Genomic DNA, 15,270 nt, shown 5'->3' with positions numbered 1-15,270 from the left:
TCGAATGAGGTCGAGATTCCCGAAATGGAGCTGAGCGCCGCGAGTGTCGGTGAAGACAGCCGAGTGGGGGTCCGCTGCTCTGAATCCCAGAAACAGACTCTCTTGTTTCGCGACCGACGTCGTTTCGTCCAGCAGATTGCCCCCGTTCGTTGCCCGAGTACAGCTACTGTTCGCGCACGTTACGGTTGCTGCTTCTGGTACTACTTAAGGGGGCTGGTTGCGGTTCAATACGAGAGCTGGCCGAAGTTCCATGCCAACCAGTCGTATTCAACTCCGCAACCTCCGTGAACCTTTCTGCCGGCAAAGGGACTTACGTCCAGGTGGAAATTCCCGTTCAGTGGAGCGATCGGCGAAGAGGCGAAAACCTGCCGGCCTCACGAGCGACGATCGATTTGCTGACGTTGTCGGGAGCAGTGGAACTATCATCTACCGAAATTGACACAAGCCTACCTTTTGGAGGAACGCCATGACGGAGATCCGGCTGGCCTCGCTGCAGGGCGGGGCAACTGTCGTTGGAAGTGAGACGTTAGCCGTTTTCCGCAAAACGCTGCGAGGCAAGGTTTGCCTCCCTGGTGAAGCGGGCTATGATGAGGCCCGCACGATCTGGAATGCGATGATCGACCGCCACCCCAGCGCGGTGGTCCGCTGCAGAGGCGCCGCAGACATCATGCGCGCCGTCTCGTTTGCGCGTGAGCACGGTGCTCTGCTTGCGGTGCGGGCCGGCGGCCACAACATTGCCGGGAATGCCGTATGCGAGGGAGGTCTCTTGCTCGACCTCTCGCTGATGCGTGGCGTGCGGATCGATCCCGTTAGCCGCACCGCGCGCGTCGAACCCGGTGCTATCCTCGGCGATTTCGACAGAGAGGCACAGGCCTTCGAGCTGGCGACCCCCCTCGGTATCAATTCGACAACTGGCGTGGCGGGGCTGACACTTGGTGGCGGATTCGGATGGCTCAGCCGCAAGTTCGGGCTGGCAGTCGACAATCTCATCTCAGCCGACGTGGTGACTGCTGACGGCAAGCTGGTGCAGGCGAGCGCCACCGAGAACCCCGACTTGTTCTGGGCCCTGCGCGGAGGCGGCGGCAATTTCGGCGTCGTGAGTTCGTTCGAATTCCGCCTGCACCCGATCGGCCCCAACGTCCTGTCCGGTCTGATTGTCCATCCCTTTGCTCGGGCAAGAGAGCTTCTCGCCGGCTATCGCCAGGCCGCAGCCAATGCGCCCGACGAACTCACGCAATGGGTGGTCCTCAGAAAGGCCCCACCGCTTCCCTTCCTGCCGGCTGACGTTCACGGCAAGGAAATCCTCGTATTTGCGGTTTGCTATGTTGGCGATGAGCGCGACGGTAACCGGGCATTGGAGCCGCTGCGCGGGCTCGGAACACCCATTGCCGACGTGGTCGGCATGCAGCCCTTCACCGCATGGCAGAGTGCGTTCGACCCGTTGCTGACACCGGGTGCCTGCAACTATTGGAAGTCGCATAACTTCGTCGAACTCAGCGACGGGCTCCTGGATGTCCTCGTCAGCCAGTTTGCGCAGCTTCCGACCGAAGAGTGCGAAATCTTCATCGGGCAGCTTGGCGGGGCGGCTGGCCGTGTAGCGCCTGACGCAACGGCTTATCCGCATCGCAACGCGAATTTTGCGATGAATGTGCATACGCGGTGGCGCGAGCCTGCTGACAGGCAGCGCTCGATCGACTGGGCGCGCAAGCTCTTCACTGAAGCGGCACCTCATGCAACCGGCGGCGTCTACGTCAACTTCATGCCCGAGGACGAGACCGATCGCGTGTCCAGCGCATACGGTACGAACTACGCGCATCTCATGGCGCTGAAGTCGAAATACGATCCCGGCAATTTGTTCCGGTTGAACCAGAACGTCCGGCCGTCCGCACAGCGATCGGTGGCCTGAAGGACAAGAGGTACCGCCGCTGAGCCGTCCACGGCGACGAGGTTGGAGATCGAAGAATGGCTGTTCGGTCTCTAGGCTTGCAATGCTATGAGCAGGCGCTTCGGTATCGACGGTGAGGTGCTGCCTCGTCTGACAGTTGATGATCTCAAGCTGATCAGAGTCCAGGCCGTCGGCCATCCGCGGAATGTTCTTGACGGCATTGGCCACCTTGCGACCGATCCGGGAGCGGCTCGGCGCCAGCATCGGCTCAGTGGAACGTTCTTTATTCACAATCCGCGTGGAGAAAATCAAACTCGGACATAACGGCTAAGAGGGTTGCAGAAATGGGCAAGGAATACCAAGCAATCGTCGTTGGAGCGCGCTGCGCCGGATCCCCAATCGCAATGCTTTTGGCGCGCAGGGGCTACCGTGTTCTGATGGTCGACCGCGCGAGCTTCCCCAGCGACACGCTTTCTACTCACGTAGTACAGCCCCTCGCCGTAGCCGCGCTCTCGAGATGGGGGCTGCTCGATCGCCTCCTCGAAACCGGCGTCCCGCCGATCGACACGTATGCCTTCAACTTCGGCCCGTTCACGATCGCCGGCGCGCCCGGCACGCAGGATGCTCCGGTTGCGTATTGTCCCCGGCGCACTGTTCTCGACAAGCTGCTGGTCGATGCTGCGGCTGAAGCCGGCGTCGAAACCCGAGAGGATTTCACGGTTGAGCAGATTCTGACGGAAGACGGAGGCGTCGTCGGGATCAAGGGGCGGTCGACGGGGGGCGACGTCGTTACCGAACGTGCCGACATTGTCGTTGGGGCGGATGGCCGGAACTCAATCGTTGCAGAGACGGTCCGGCCGGAGAAGTACAACCAAAGGCCGCCACTGCTGGCTCCTTATTATGCCTACTGGAGCGATCTTCCGATGGACGGCAGATTCGAAACCTACATCCGTCCCAGCCGGGGTTTTGCGGCGGCGCAAACCCATGACGGCCTGACCATGGTTGTCGGAGGGTGGCCCTACGCTGAATACGCGACCAACAAGACGAACATTGAAGCCAGCTATCTCAAGCTGTTTGAGCTTGCACCTGAGTTTGCCGATCGTCTGGGCGGTGCAAAGCGTGAGGGGCGGTTGGTCGGCGCCCCAACGCCTAACTTCTTCCGGAAGCCTTACGGTCGAGGTTGGGTGCTCATAGGCGACGCAAGTTACCTTAAGGACCCGATCACGGCACAAGGCATCAACGACGCCTTCCGCGATGCCGATCGATGTACCGCTGCATTGGACGAATGCCTCACCGGGACTCGGTCGTTCGAGGCGGTGATGGGTGATTACCACCGCGCCCGCGACGCCGGGGTTCTCCCGATGTACGAATTCACCTGCCAACTCGCGACGCTGGAGCCGCCTCCGGTCGAGATGCAGCAGCTATTCGGCGCGATCTGCGGCAATCAGAGAGCCATGGACGGCTTTGCGCAGATGAATGCTGGGACCGTCTCGCCCTCAGAGTTCTTCTCGAGGGAAAATATCCGCGAAATCATGGCGGCCGCCGAGGAGCCCGGGCTTCATGGACGGTCGACGTAAGGTCCAGCGAATATGGCCGGCTCGACCGCGATGCGGCTTGGCATACCAACGGCACCCAGGAAAGCTGGCTGTCATGCATTGCAGTCCCTCTTCCTGCGCTGAAGCAGCGGGAGGCTCCGATACGGCGCCGCATCGGTGATGCGGCCTTTTCCCAAGGCTAGCCAAGGTCATCGCGCCTGTGCGGAGGAACCGTGCATCCCGAATGTCGTTTTCGCTTCAAGAGGAACGACAGGAGTGCTCTCATGCCTCGTGGTGACAAATCCAGCTATACGAACAAGCAGAAACGACAGGCCGAACACATTGAGGAGGGCTACGAACGTCGCGGCGTGCCCGAAGATGAAACTGAAAGGCGAGCCTGGGCAACCGTCAACAAGGAAACCCGTGGCGGCAAGAAAAGTGGGTCAGGAAGGGGAAAGACAGAAGATCACTCCCCCTCCCACAAGGGCGGAAAACTCGGCGGGCGGGCATCGGCGAGCCGGCCGGCGATCGAACGATCCCGTTCCGTCAAAAAAGCTGCCCGTACCCGCAAGCGACATGCTGCGTAGCAAGTGGTGCGGACACCTGCTGTCGCGCTGCAAGGTTTCGGCCAGTACCAAGGAAGGCGGGTAAGAGAAGGTCAACGGGAAAGTCGACGCGGTCTGCTCATCCTCCGAGCCTTGGGAAAGCCGATTCTCGATGAACTGGCGCTTAAGATCGGCGGTCCGAAGGCCCTTTCGTTCAATAAGGTAGGTCCGTGCCACCGCACCGGGCGCCGTAAACGTCACATCGATCCTCGATGGTGATGGACGCGGGCTGAAAGCGCGCCCGGAAAGGATTGATTGCTACTTCGGCCCGAAAGCGCTCAGGAGTCCGATCGCTATGGGGACGAGAGCGACGCAGATCCACAAAGCGGGCGCGCTGGAGCTTAGGCCGGCAACAAGGACCCCTCCGCCGATGCCGACGATCAAGAGTGAGATCGCATAGGCGGCCGCCTTGTCCATGTTCGATCTAGGCGCAAAGGAGGATCGATGTAGTCTTTAGGACTCGCTACGGGGCAAAGCGTTCCTGCGCGCAGGTGTCCGGATGGATCGCGAGACTTCGGAATTTGGTCGATGCCGGCAACTTACTGTGTATCAGCTCCGAACTTTGACCCCTATAAGCGTCCAACAGTGACCACAGCCAACTGCTACTTTCCTTCGCAGTATCAATAACTTCGAGCGCCATTGGTGAGGTCTGCGTTGGACGTCGATTGGAGGTCAAACGGCTCGCCGATTTACATTTTCGGCTTTGCTTTCCACTCCCACGGGAGCAGTTCGTGCAGGTGAAATTGCGTGATCTCCACGATCCGTCTGACCTGGGATCGACGTCGTTGATGCGCGCGGTCATGATGAGGGTGAACATGATGGCGGCCCTGCCGCGCCGCGGTCGGATCCAACGAACAACCAGGCCTTTCTGCCCGGAGCCAATCCGCGCAGGCTCCGTCAGCCGCGTTGTTGGTCAGACAAATGCGACCCTCGTCGACGAATTGGGCGAAGCCGTCCCAGCGCTTCAGCATCTAATTAATCGGCTTGAGAACGTTGGACGGGCGCGAGAGCTTGTTGCGCTGCTCACGCAGCCAGATTTCCAGCTCGAAGAGCAGCGGCAAGCTTCTGCGCACAAACAGTCGCTTCTCAGCACTCAGGGCGTTGATCTCACGCTCGATGTCGAAGGACGCGTCGATACGTTTGTGCATTGTCCCATGGCGCTTCCAATCTGCAGCTAATCTCTCGATCAATCCAACATTCAGCTACTTGACCACGACCGAAATGTTGCGGGATCGGCACTCAGCCATCGGGGCGTATCAGGCCCTTTTCATTGCCGTGAAATCTTCGAGAGACGAGTGCTTTCCGCCCACCTGCCTCATTGGTTTTGGTAGGATGTGTAATTGGGAGGATGGTATGCATGTACTCGGCCAGCGTTTCGCAAAAGGCGACGGCATAAGAAGGAAGTCGGCGGCGCTTGTCCCATTGAATCGCAACTCTTTCTCGAATTGGCTTGCGGCCATGCGTTACGCGGACAATTCGCAAAGCGTATCGGTCCGTTCGCTGAAGGGAGGGGATGATCGCCACACCCTGCCCAACCTCCGCCATAGCGAGCAGGGTGTGCGGTGCACGACTCTCGAGCACAATATTGGGCTCGACGTCTGCGAGGCGGCACGCTGCGTCGAACAGCCTTCGGATGGAATAGCCGGAGTCCAGTAGCAGCAACGGATAAGAGGCAAGGCGGGTGATATCTATGAAACCTGCATGACCTAGCTGTAGGGATGTGGCGCAAGCGGCCAAGGCGTCAGCCGGTGGAAGGACGCGACCCTCGAAGTGGGGACCCCCTTGTTCAAGTCTGATGCCCACATGAACTTCCCCGCGTTCGAGCATGGCTGTCTGTTCGGCACCGAGTGCTTCAATCAGCTCTACATTTACGTTGGGAAAGCGCTCAGCGTATTGAGGAAGAAACCTCGCCAGCACACTTTCGATCGTGTGCGGTGGCGCCGCGATTTTCAGCGCTCCCCTGTCTCCGCGCCGAAGGACCTCCGCGTGTTCGCGGACAGCGTCGAGATCGGTCATTACGCGGCGGCAATCCGCGAGAAGCTGTTTGCCTTCTGCGGTTAAAACGAGTCCCCGCCCAACACGGTCAAAAAGCGTGAGGCCCAACTCCTGCTGAAGATCACCGATTTGTCGCGAAAGTGCAGGCTGTCCAATGCGCAGGCGAACCGCGGCTTTCGATACGGTGCCCAGTTCGGCGACGGCAACAAAGGTTCTCAGGCGCCTTAGATCCATAGCTCAAACCTATGCCTCCCCGGCATGGAATAACAGTAAAATTATGCATTGGACGAGGGCCCACTATGGCGGCATGTTTGCCAGCAAGCTTGGAATATCGCCTCCGGCGTTCCGCCGAGCAATGCGGCCAAGAAGATCCTGGCCATACAACGGTCTTCCGCTGCCACGTCTCTATGAACGCCTGACCAGGGATGATGATCATGGAGAACGATAACAATCGCAGGAACCTCACGACCGAGCCGCGCGAGCCGACTCGACCCTGTTTCTCCCGTCGGACGGTCCTCGGCCTTGCCGGGGCTTTCGGGGTTGCAGCGCCACTCGCGACGGTCACTGTGGCTCGTGCGCTGACAGCACTGAAGAGCGCACCTCTTCCTGATGAACTCCCTTTTTGCCGCACGGCTATGCCAAGGGAAGGGTTATCGGGACCGCCGCGAGCGCTCACGCTTGCGTGGAATGCGACGTCGGTTTGCACGGCGGCGGCCCCTGTCGCAAAGGAACGGGGCGTCTTCGCAAAACATAACCTTGACGTCGATTTCATCAATTTTGGTGGTTCGACGGAACAACTCCTCGAAGCGATCGCGACCGGCAAAGCGGACGCGGGCATCGGGATGGCTCTACGTTGGCTCAAGCCGCTAGAGCAGGGATTCGATGTTCGTATTACAGCCGGTGTGCACGGCGGCTGCATTCGGCTGCTCGGGTCTAAGACTGCCAACATCACCAGCCTGGAATCGCTGCGCGGCAAGACCATCGCCATCAGTGACCAGGCAAGCCCGGCGAAGAACTTCTTCTCCATTGCGTTCGCCAAGAAGGGGATTGATCCGGTGAGGGACGTCGACTGGCGCCAATATCCGGCCGATCTGCTCGCGCTTGCCGTTGAGAAGGGCGAGGCCCATGCACTCACCGACAATGACCCGCGCACCTATCTCTGGCTCAAGAGCGGCAAGCTCAACGAGGTTATGACCAATCTCTCTGGCGGATTTGCCGATCGCATCTGCTGCGTACTCGCTATCCGCGGAAGCCTGATCCGTGGCGAACCGGCCGCGGCAGGCGCATTGACACGATCCGTGCTCGAGGCTGGCGACATGGTCGCTCGCAATCCCGCCGATGCCGCGGCGGCGTACTCGGCCTATGGGGGCAAGGGCTCGCTAGACGATCTCGGCGCTATACTCGCAAGCCACACTCACCACAATCACCCGATCGGGGCGGAGCTCAAACGGCAGATCGTGTTGTACGCGGATGAGCTCAAAGAGGTAAACGTCCTCAAGCGAAGCACGGACCCGACAAAGTTCGCAGAACGGGTCTACGTCGACGTCCTCAGCTGAGTGGGCAATAGCCGTGGCGATCAATTCTACCATGGATCAAGGGACCCGCCCGTCAATGATGGCTGTCGCCCGGCGCAAGAGCCCGATGCGGCGGGCATGGATTCCTGGAATGGCAGCGGCGGCATGGCTCGGAGCCGCCATGCTCACAGCCGTCTGGTCCGACCAGCCCGGAACGGATTGGGACTACACAGGCGACCTTGCCGCTGCCTTTGGTGCGCTCGGCGCTGTGCTCGCATTCGCAACTATTGCCGACCTTTGGTTCGCCTGCTTGCCGCGCATGCAGCGCCTTGCACCGTGGATGCTTGCGCTCGCATTGCTTCTCGGTGCTTGGGAGACGGTTACGGCGAAGCTAGGCCTCCTTCCCATGCCATTCTTCCCACCACCTCAAGCTCTCTTGGAAGTCATGGTTGATGATCGCGTCCGCCTCGCGGAAGGTGTTCTCGCCTCGTTACGCCTGCTGGCAGGGGGCTATTTTCTTGGCGCGGTGCTCGGTTTCGTCACGGGCGTCGCCATTGGCTGGTCGAGCGCCATCGGCTATTGGATCCACCCGGTCTTGCGGCTCGTCGGCCCGCTGCCCGCGACGGCCTGGCTGCCGCTTGCGTTCTTTGTCTTCCCGTCAAGTCACAGCGCGAGCACGTTTCTGATTGCGCTGGCGACCGGATTTCCGGTTACCGTCCTAACCTGGTCGGGCGTCGCAGGCGTGAGCAAGGCCTACTACGATATCGCGCGCACGCTCGGCGCTAGCCAAAGTTTCCTCATTCTCAAGGTGACCATTCCAGCGGCAATGCCGCACGTATTCGTCGGACTGTTCATGGGCCTCGGCAACTCGTTTGCCGTCCTCGTTATTGCCGAGATGCTCGGCGTCAAGGCCGGCCTTGGTTGGTACCTTCAATGGGCGCAGGGGTGGGCTGCTTATGCCAACATGTATGCCGCCCTGCTGATCATGGCGTTCATCTTCTCCGGTTTGATCACCCTGCTATTCCGCCTGCGTGATCGGCTTCTGGCATGGCAGAAGGGGTTGGTGCGATGGTAGCCCACACGGCAGAATCAGAACCTGCGCTTCAGGTCGACATCCCATCGGAGCGGGGAGCCGCCCTTTCGATTCACGGGGTGAGCCATTGGTTCGAGCTAGAGGGACGTCCGCTGCCGGTGCTGGAGCGTATCAGCTTGCGGCTCGAGCGCGGAGAGTTCGTCGCAATCTTGGGTCCGAGTGGTTGCGGTAAGTCGACTTTGTTGCGATTGGTTGCAGGGCTCGACTTTCCCGCGATTGGCAAAATATCCATGGATGGCCAGGCGATTGACCGGCCCGATGCGTCACGCATCATCGTTTTTCAGGACCCAACGCTCTATCCATGGCGCACCGTTTGGAGCAACGTTGCTCTTGGGCTGGAAGCGCGCGGGCTGCTTCGAAGCCATCGCGAACGGGTCGATGACGCGTTGCGACTGGTCGGCCTTGCTGGTTTCCCCACGGCTTATCCACGCCAGCTTTCCGGCGGGATGGCGCAGCGCGCGGCTCTGGCGCGGGCACTGGTTAACGACCCAAAGCTTCTCATTCTCGATGAGCCGCTGGGCCAACTCGATTCTCTGACGCGCATCGCCATGCAGCAAGAGCTCGTGTCACTCTGGCAGCGGGCGGGCTTCACCGCGCTTCTGGTCACCCACGACGTGGAAGAGGCCATCTTCCTTGCTACTCGGGTTATCGTGCTGAGTGACCGCCCCGCACGCATCAGGGCCGAGGTCGTGAATGCGCGGCCTTATCCTCGTCATCGCGGCGATTCACATCTGGCAGAGCTTCGGCGTGAAATCATGGGCCATTTGGGGCTTGCCGAAACCTGGTGAGGGCCAAGGGAGCGCCGCTTGACCGATCTACTCACGCGCATTGAAGAACAGCCGCCCGAGGTGCTGGATGTCATCGCCAGATCGATGAGCATCCGCGCGGCCGAGCCGGCCATGCAATCGATATGCGCGCGCTATATGAGGAAAATCTGTGTGCCGGACGCCCATGTGCTCGAGGTCGGCTGCGGCAACGGTGCTGTCACGAAGCTCATCATGCAACACCTGTGCCCAACACGACTTTTGGGAATCGATCCATCCTCGCTATTCATCAGGATGGCGATCGAAACATTCAACGGCGAGCCACGGGCGTCGTTCGAGCGCGGCGATGCTGCGTCCACCGGGCAGCCGGACGCCAGTTTCGATATTGTCTTCGCACATACCGTCTATTCCCATTTACTCGACCCGAAGGGTGCATTAGCCGAAGCCTGGCGGGTACTTAAGCCGGGAGGTCAGCTCGTCGTTTTTGACGGCGATTTCGCGACGCTTGGCGTCGCGCTGTTCGATGGCGATCCGTTGCAATCGGCAGTGGGCGCGGTGCTGCGCAATATGGTACACGCACCCTACATTATGCGGCGGCTCCCTGTTCTCGCCGCCGCAGCCGGTTTCTGCGTGGAATCGCTGGATCCTTACGGTTACGTGCAGACGACGCACCCCGACTACCTGCTCACTTTGCTCTCGCGTGGAACCAGCGCGGCTGGCCGGGCTGGCGAGATTGGGCAAGCACTAGTGGATGGCTTCGACCGGGAGGCGCAGCGGCGCGTTGCCACCGGCACCTTTTACGGATCCATGCTCTTCCTAAGCCTCACCGCGCGCAAGATTGACGATGCTCCATGACGCCTGTGGCAGATATTGTCGCTGCGCGGCCGCATTCGACGACTGAACCACGCTGAAATATCCAAACAGCCCGCCGCTCAACGGTCTATCAATCTGCCCTCGCGTCTTCTAAAGGAACCCGCTGGCGAACCTTTTCCCTGAGATAAGCCGAGCGTTCGGTTTTGCCGGCGAAGGTTGCTGTGACTGGCAGGGTTGACGGTCCAAGATGCATCCCGGCAATCCCGAGAGGGAAAGCGGTGCGCCATTGAGCTCGCATCGACAATGACGACGCGCCGCTCGCCGTTAAATGACTTGCGCATCAAAACCTCCCGAGACGTCGAGCAGGACGCAACTGCGTCGCCAGGTGCCGTCCGAGCCTATCAAGTTGATGTGCTGCCTGTGATCCATCCGCACACGAATCGCCTTGCGATTGTCGAATCTCATCGATCCCCCGGATGTTGCGCCGCGAAAGACGGCATGGGCCCTGGCTGCGATTTCTTCCAGCGAACCGTCCATTGGCTGGTCGAGAGAAAGAGCGTTTCAAACATCTTGCGAGGCCCGCTCGCGCTGCTCGAAGGAGAGCCGCGAGCCGCCGCGGTTGCTGAGGATCGCAAGCGTCGTCTGCCAATTCAGGCGGGCTGCGCGACACGCCATGATGAGGCCCTCGCAATCGGCGTCCGTCATGACCTGCTCGATGATTTCGATCGGGGCTCCCGAGAGCACGGAAAGCGCGGTGAACAGGCTGGCCGCCTCTGCCCGGATCGCGGAGCGGTTCACCGTCGGATCGTTGAGCTTGCCGACGCGGTTGAGGTCTCGCGACGGCGTAGTCGGCCGAGCAGGGCCGTTGTGGCGCTTTCGGAGCGGGTGACGAGCCTGATGCAAAGGCCGGCGGACATACCGGTCATGGCCATGCCTTCCATGCCTTGCATCCCTTCCATGCCTCCGGCTGAGACGGTTCCCGTCAACACGCTGTCCATTGGAAGGCTCATGCTGCTGGCTTGGTACAGCGTCAGGCCCCAGGTAATGCCGGTCAGAACGATCAGCGAGATGAGGATGCCCAGAGGCGCAGCACCCAACGTGGAATTCAATCGCACGTAAGCAGATTGAACGCTCTGCGTGATGAACCTCGGCCTCGCCGTCTCGTCCGGCTAGGCGGGACCGGGGCCGGTCCAATCGAACGGAATGTGCTTGCTCGACCAGTCCTTCGCAGTCCACTTGAAACCGAATCCCTCGCCGCGCGCGTCGCTGGAACGAGATAGTCTGCAGTGCTTGCCGCTGCCGTTCATCAGCTCTCTCATCGATGAAGAGCCCCAGCGTCGCCTCGGCACCTGCCCACAGGTTGCCTTCGAACCCGCCGAGCACCAGCAGGTTAAATCCATCTAGCGGAACGTCGCCGAAATGACCTTCCCGGACGTGCCAAACGAGCATCCGTGGCAAGCATTGTTGGTCGGAGGCTGAGCAAACTCGCAAGGACAAGGGATGTTGCAGCTACAGATGTCGAACCAATCGCCAACAAGTCGCCACTCTGGGATGCAGTTCATGACTGACTCTCCCTCGAACCAATGACCGAAATCGGTCAGCCGAAGAAGTTGAGACGAGCAACTTTGGATAAGCTTACATCGGGGTGAGCTGCTGCCGGTTTGATGGACACCGAGATTGGGTGTTTCATGAAGCCGGAGGTAGGTGATGCAGAGACGGAAGTTCAGTCGAGAGTTCAAGGTCGAGGCGGTCAAGCTTGTCAGGGAACGCGGGGTCTCGGTGGCGCAGGCAGGCCGCGACCTGGGCGTCCATGAGAACGTGCTGCGCAAATGGGTGAAGGAGTTCGGCTCCGCCCCGGTGCAGGCCTTCCCCGGCCAGGGGCAGATGAAGCCTGAGCAGCAAGAGATCGAGCGGTTGCGGCGCGAGGTCAACAAGCTGAAGGCAGAGCGGGACATCCTAAAAAACTGTCCAGGGCCGTTGCACGCCTGCGCGGGGTAGAAACAGCCTTGTGCTATCCTCTGCGGCCGGGAGGGTAGCGGCCGTCAGCTTATTGGAGGCACAATCCCCGTTAAAAAACGTGGTCCATGGGTGCATGCGGACTTGAGAGTGGTGACGCCGCTCCGGCGACGATCCCGATTAGGAAGATGACGATTGGCATAACCCAGACCCTCCTGCTTTGAACGGAGGACGCTATGCCCAAGACGACGACCGATAACCGCCCGGAGTTGAAGCCGGTCAACTTCGGGGCCGCAGCAATCGACATTGGGTCGAAGATGCACATGGCTGCCGTGAACCCGGCCTGCGCTGACATCCCGGTGCGCATGTTCGGCACGTTCACATCAGACCTGCATGATCTGGCGGACTGGTTCAAGGCATGCGGCGTGACCAGTGTTGCGATGGAGTCCACCGGGGTCTATTGGATCCCGGTCTATGAGATCCTGGAGCAGCGCGGGTTTGATGTGATTCTTGTCAATGCTCGGTACGCCAAGAATGTGCCCGGGCGCAAAACAGACGTCAGCGATGCCGCATGGTTACGCCAGCTTCATTCCTATGGCCTGTTGCGCGGCAGCTTCCGGCCTGATGCCGAGATTGCAACCCTGCGTGCCTATCTGCGCCAGCGAGAGCGGCTTGTGGAATATGCCGCAGCCCACATCCAGCATATGCAGAAGGCCCTGATGGAGATGAACCTACAGCTCCATCATGTCGTCTCGGATATCACCGGCGCGACGGGCATGCGGATTATCCGAGCCATCGTTGGAGGCGAGCGCAATCCCGACGTGTTGGCAACCTACCGGGATGTGCGGTGCCATTCTTCAGCCGAGACAATCCGCGCGGCATTGGTGGGCAACGATCGGGATGAACATGTCTTCGCCTTGGCCCAATCGCTGGAACTCTACGACGTCTACCAGGCAAAGATGCTGGATTGCGACCGCAAGCTCGAAGTCCTGATCGCTGCATTGAGCCGCAAAGGGGCAAAGCCGGTCGGAAAGCTATCCAAGCCACGCATCAAGACCAAACAGGTCAACACGCCCCCCTTTGATGTCAGAACCGCGCTGTACGGCGTCCTCGGCGTCGACTTGACTGAGATCCATGGGTTGGGTCCGTCACTCGCACTAAAGCTTATCGGCGAGTGCGGCACGGACCTGAAGGCATGGCCGAGCGCCAAGCACTTTACTTCCTGGCTCTGCCTCGCACCAGGCAACAAAATCTCCGGCGGCAAGGTGCTGTCTTCACGCACACGCAGATCGTCCAGTCGAGCGGCCGCGCTGTTGCGGCTGGCCGCCACTACGGTTGGGCGAAGCGATACGGCGCTTGGGGCATTCTATCGTCGGTTGTCCTCACGTGCGGGGAAGGCGAAGGCGGTGACGGCGACCGCCCGCAAGATCGCGGTCTTATTCTACAACACCGTCCGATACGGTATGAGCTACAAGGACCCGGGCGCGGACCACTATGAGCAGCAATATCGGAGCCGTGTCCTCGCCAACCTTCAACGCCGGGCCAAATCGCTGGGCTTCGTCTTGCAGGTCATTCCGGGAGACGCCGAATCGGCTGTTTCTTAGGAAGGCCGCTGCCTACTTCGCGAAGGAAGCGACATGAAGTTCGGCTTCATCGCGAAGCACCGGAACGTCTGGCCGGTGGCATGGCTATGCGAAGCAATGGGCGTATCGCGGTCGGGCTTCCATGCCTGGCTGGACCGATCGCCCAGTGCCAGATCCCGCAGCGACGAAGCGGTCGGCCTAAAGGTGAAGGCAAGCTTCCTTGCCAGCGACCGGACCTACGGGGCACGGCGTGTCTGGAGAGACCTTTTGGCAGATGGCGTCGAATGCGGACTGCATCGCTATCGCACCAGGAACGAGGCCAAGGCCGACGTGTTCGACTACAACGAGCGGTTCTACAACCGCGCATCAGAACACCCATCTGTCTATGTTGTTGAAGAGAAGAGACTTTGCTGATTGGGATGCGATCCCGTGGGGTATCTTGGGTTCTGTCGCGCTCGTTCGGCGATAGATTGAGCGGCAGTTGTTATCAGCGAGGCGCGGGCGAAGATCCACGGGCCGTCCGATAGCGGATGGAAGGCTTCGATTTCGCCGGCTTCAGCGGCCAGCCGGAGTGTCTTGGGCGCGATCTTCAGGAGCTTTGCTGCGTTGCTAAGGTTGAGCCAGGGTTCGATCCCGTCATCGGCGGGCTTGAACACCGGGAGGTGGTAGCTCGAACGCATTGATGTGACGCGCTCGCGGGTCCAGCGATTGCCGTTGCCCGTCTTGAGGCCGTTTCGGTTGAGGAGGCCGGCAATCAGATCGTCGCTGGCGATCAGCACCAGTTGACGCACGACTTGGATAATATCGGCAGAGGTGCTGTTGCGCTGTCCGCGCCGGCGCTTGGGCAAGCGCAACTCGCTGTGGGCACCACCCACCCAGTGGACGATGAGAACGATCTCGGAAGCCGCGTCGTCGATATCGGCCACGACCTCATGGATGAGGGTGCGCACAATGCGTTTCTTGAGGCGAGCATCCGTCGTCGGCGCATCCCAGACCGTTTTGAGGTTCGAGGCAAGAACGCTGAGCGAAGCTGGATCAACAATGGGCGCGGACGTCACTGCATCATGCATGGCGATCTTGCCCTCGATCTCCGCCACGTGAGCGAGCGCCCTGTTCCAGCGCGCTTCCAGCTCACTCGCCACCAGCCGGTTCGCGGGGTCAGCGGCATCGTATTGCCGGAAAGCCCTGTCGGCGGCATAGCGCGCCGCCTCGAGGTCGCGACTGAGAGCATCGCGCACCTGATCGCGGCGTTCCCTGGCTCCCTTGGCGGCAGCGGTTGCAGCGCCGATAGCGCCTGGGCCGACAACGCCAAGCAGTGCTTCCTCGATTGCATCATCGACGCGCAATCCTCCGAAGGCGATGCAGTGAGGGCCGCCATTATCCATCCAAGCGCGGCTGCAGCTGTAGCGCGGGATATGGTGCTTCATGCCTGAGTACCGGAGTGTGAGCTTGCGGCCGCAGCGCTTGCACCGGATCAGACCGGCCAGCAGCGCGTCTCCATGCTTGGGCGCGCCGTGATGCCGACCA

11 protein-coding genes and 6 pseudogenes are annotated in these 15,270 nt (G+C 60.6%); 10 read left to right on the top strand and 7 right to left on the bottom strand.

Translation table 11 applies throughout. The features are described from left to right. The first annotated feature begins 466 nt into the window (after window positions 1–466). The 3 genes from IVB27_RS36115 to IVB27_RS36105 all read left to right on the top strand — a co-directional run bounded on the left by IVB27_RS36115 (window position 467) and on the right by IVB27_RS36105 (window position 4,007). The gene (locus IVB27_RS36115) at window positions 467–1,906 is read left to right on the top strand and encodes an FAD-binding oxidoreductase (RefSeq protein WP_247447432.1); all 1,440 of its coding nucleotides are present in this window, start codon (window positions 467–469) and stop codon (window positions 1,904–1,906) included. Window positions 1,907–2,229: 323 nt separating this feature from the next. Beyond that, window positions 2,230–3,462 (top strand): NAD(P)/FAD-dependent oxidoreductase, encoded by a 1,233-nt coding sequence (locus IVB27_RS36110; protein WP_247447431.1) that lies wholly within the window; start codon window positions 2,230–2,232, stop codon window positions 3,460–3,462. 242 nt (window positions 3,463–3,704) lie between these two features. Continuing rightward, window positions 3,705–4,007, top strand: a complete 303-nt coding sequence (locus tag IVB27_RS36105; protein WP_247447430.1) for a plasmid stabilization protein — start codon at window positions 3,705–3,707, stop codon at window positions 4,005–4,007. A gap of 707 nt (window positions 4,008–4,714) precedes the next feature. Here the strand turns inward: IVB27_RS36105 and IVB27_RS36100 are convergent. Both IVB27_RS36100 and IVB27_RS36095 read right to left on the bottom strand, forming a co-directional pair. Further along, window positions 4,715–5,167, bottom strand: a pseudogene (locus tag IVB27_RS36100) (IS66 family transposase); the annotation flags it as partial. 97 nt (window positions 5,168–5,264) lie between these two features. Further along, on the bottom strand, window positions 5,265–6,254 hold the full coding sequence (locus tag IVB27_RS36095; protein WP_247447429.1) for a LysR family transcriptional regulator: 990 nt from the start codon (window positions 6,252–6,254) through the stop codon (window positions 5,265–5,267). Between the two features lie 200 nt (window positions 6,255–6,454). Between IVB27_RS36095 and IVB27_RS36090 the strand changes: the two genes are divergently transcribed. From IVB27_RS36090 to IVB27_RS36075, 4 genes are read left to right on the top strand one after another with little or no spacing between them, the layout of a single operon-like run. After that, a complete protein-coding gene (locus IVB27_RS36090) occupies window positions 6,455–7,576 on the top strand; it encodes an ABC transporter substrate-binding protein (RefSeq protein WP_247447428.1) in 1,122 nt (373 codons plus the stop codon). 58 nt (window positions 7,577–7,634) lie between these two features. Next, window positions 7,635–8,609 carry an ABC transporter permease gene (locus IVB27_RS36085; RefSeq protein WP_524536542.1) on the top strand — a complete coding sequence of 325 codons (975 nt, stop codon included), beginning with the start codon at window positions 7,635–7,637 and terminating at the stop codon, window positions 8,607–8,609. Continuing rightward, complete coding sequence (locus tag IVB27_RS36080; protein ID WP_247447426.1) at window positions 8,603–9,415, top strand: ABC transporter ATP-binding protein; 813 nt, start codon at window positions 8,603–8,605, stop codon at window positions 9,413–9,415. The genes IVB27_RS36085 and IVB27_RS36080 overlap by 7 nt, the downstream gene beginning before the upstream one ends. 18 nt (window positions 9,416–9,433) lie before the next feature. Continuing rightward, a complete protein-coding gene (locus tag IVB27_RS36075; RefSeq protein WP_247447425.1) occupies window positions 9,434–10,246 on the top strand; it encodes a methyltransferase domain-containing protein in 813 nt (270 codons plus the stop codon). A gap of 309 nt (window positions 10,247–10,555) precedes the next feature. Here IVB27_RS36075 and IVB27_RS36070 read toward each other — a convergent pair. The 4 genes and pseudogenes from IVB27_RS36070 to IVB27_RS36060 all read right to left on the bottom strand — a co-directional run. After that, window positions 10,556–10,669: pseudogene (locus tag IVB27_RS36070) on the bottom strand (PilZ domain-containing protein); the annotation flags it as partial. 96 nt (window positions 10,670–10,765) lie between these two features. Beyond that, a pseudogene (locus IVB27_RS36065) lies at window positions 10,766–10,999 on the bottom strand (DUF2336 domain-containing protein); the annotation flags it as partial. Continuing rightward, window positions 10,999–11,301 (bottom strand): hypothetical protein, encoded by a 303-nt coding sequence (locus IVB27_RS43900; protein ID WP_524536544.1) that lies wholly within the window; start codon window positions 11,299–11,301, stop codon window positions 10,999–11,001. The pseudogene IVB27_RS36065 and the gene IVB27_RS43900, both read right to left, overlap by 1 nt. Window positions 11,302–11,539: 238 nt before the next feature. Further along, a pseudogene (locus IVB27_RS36060) lies at window positions 11,540–11,653 on the bottom strand (DUF1326 domain-containing protein); the annotation flags it as partial. 258 nt (window positions 11,654–11,911) lie between these two features. Here IVB27_RS36060 and IVB27_RS36055 point away from each other — a divergent pair. The 3 genes and pseudogenes from IVB27_RS36055 to IVB27_RS36045 form a co-directional block, all read left to right on the top strand. After that, window positions 11,912–12,166 (top strand): annotated as a pseudogene (locus IVB27_RS36055) (transposase); the annotation flags it as partial. Window positions 12,167–12,396: 230 nt separating this feature from the next. Continuing rightward, window positions 12,397–13,764: an IS110 family RNA-guided transposase gene (locus IVB27_RS36050; protein ID WP_247447424.1), complete on the top strand. Its 1,368-nt coding sequence runs from the start codon at window positions 12,397–12,399 to the stop codon at window positions 13,762–13,764. Beyond that, window positions 13,765–14,043 (top strand): annotated as a pseudogene (locus tag IVB27_RS36045) (IS3 family transposase); the annotation flags it as partial. An 83-nt stretch (window positions 14,044–14,126) separates the two neighbouring features. Here the strand turns inward: IVB27_RS36045 and IVB27_RS36040 are convergent. Next, the coding region (locus IVB27_RS36040) for a recombinase zinc ribbon domain-containing protein (protein WP_247447423.1) at window positions 14,127–15,270 on the bottom strand (1,144 nt) is incomplete at its 5' end.

It is taken from the genome of Bradyrhizobium sp. 197 (genome assembly GCF_023073375.1).
GTDB lineage: Bacteria > Pseudomonadota > Alphaproteobacteria > Rhizobiales > Xanthobacteraceae > Bradyrhizobium.
The sequence above is the reverse complement of the archived record's forward strand: the minus strand, read 5'-3'. Positions and strand labels throughout refer to the sequence as shown.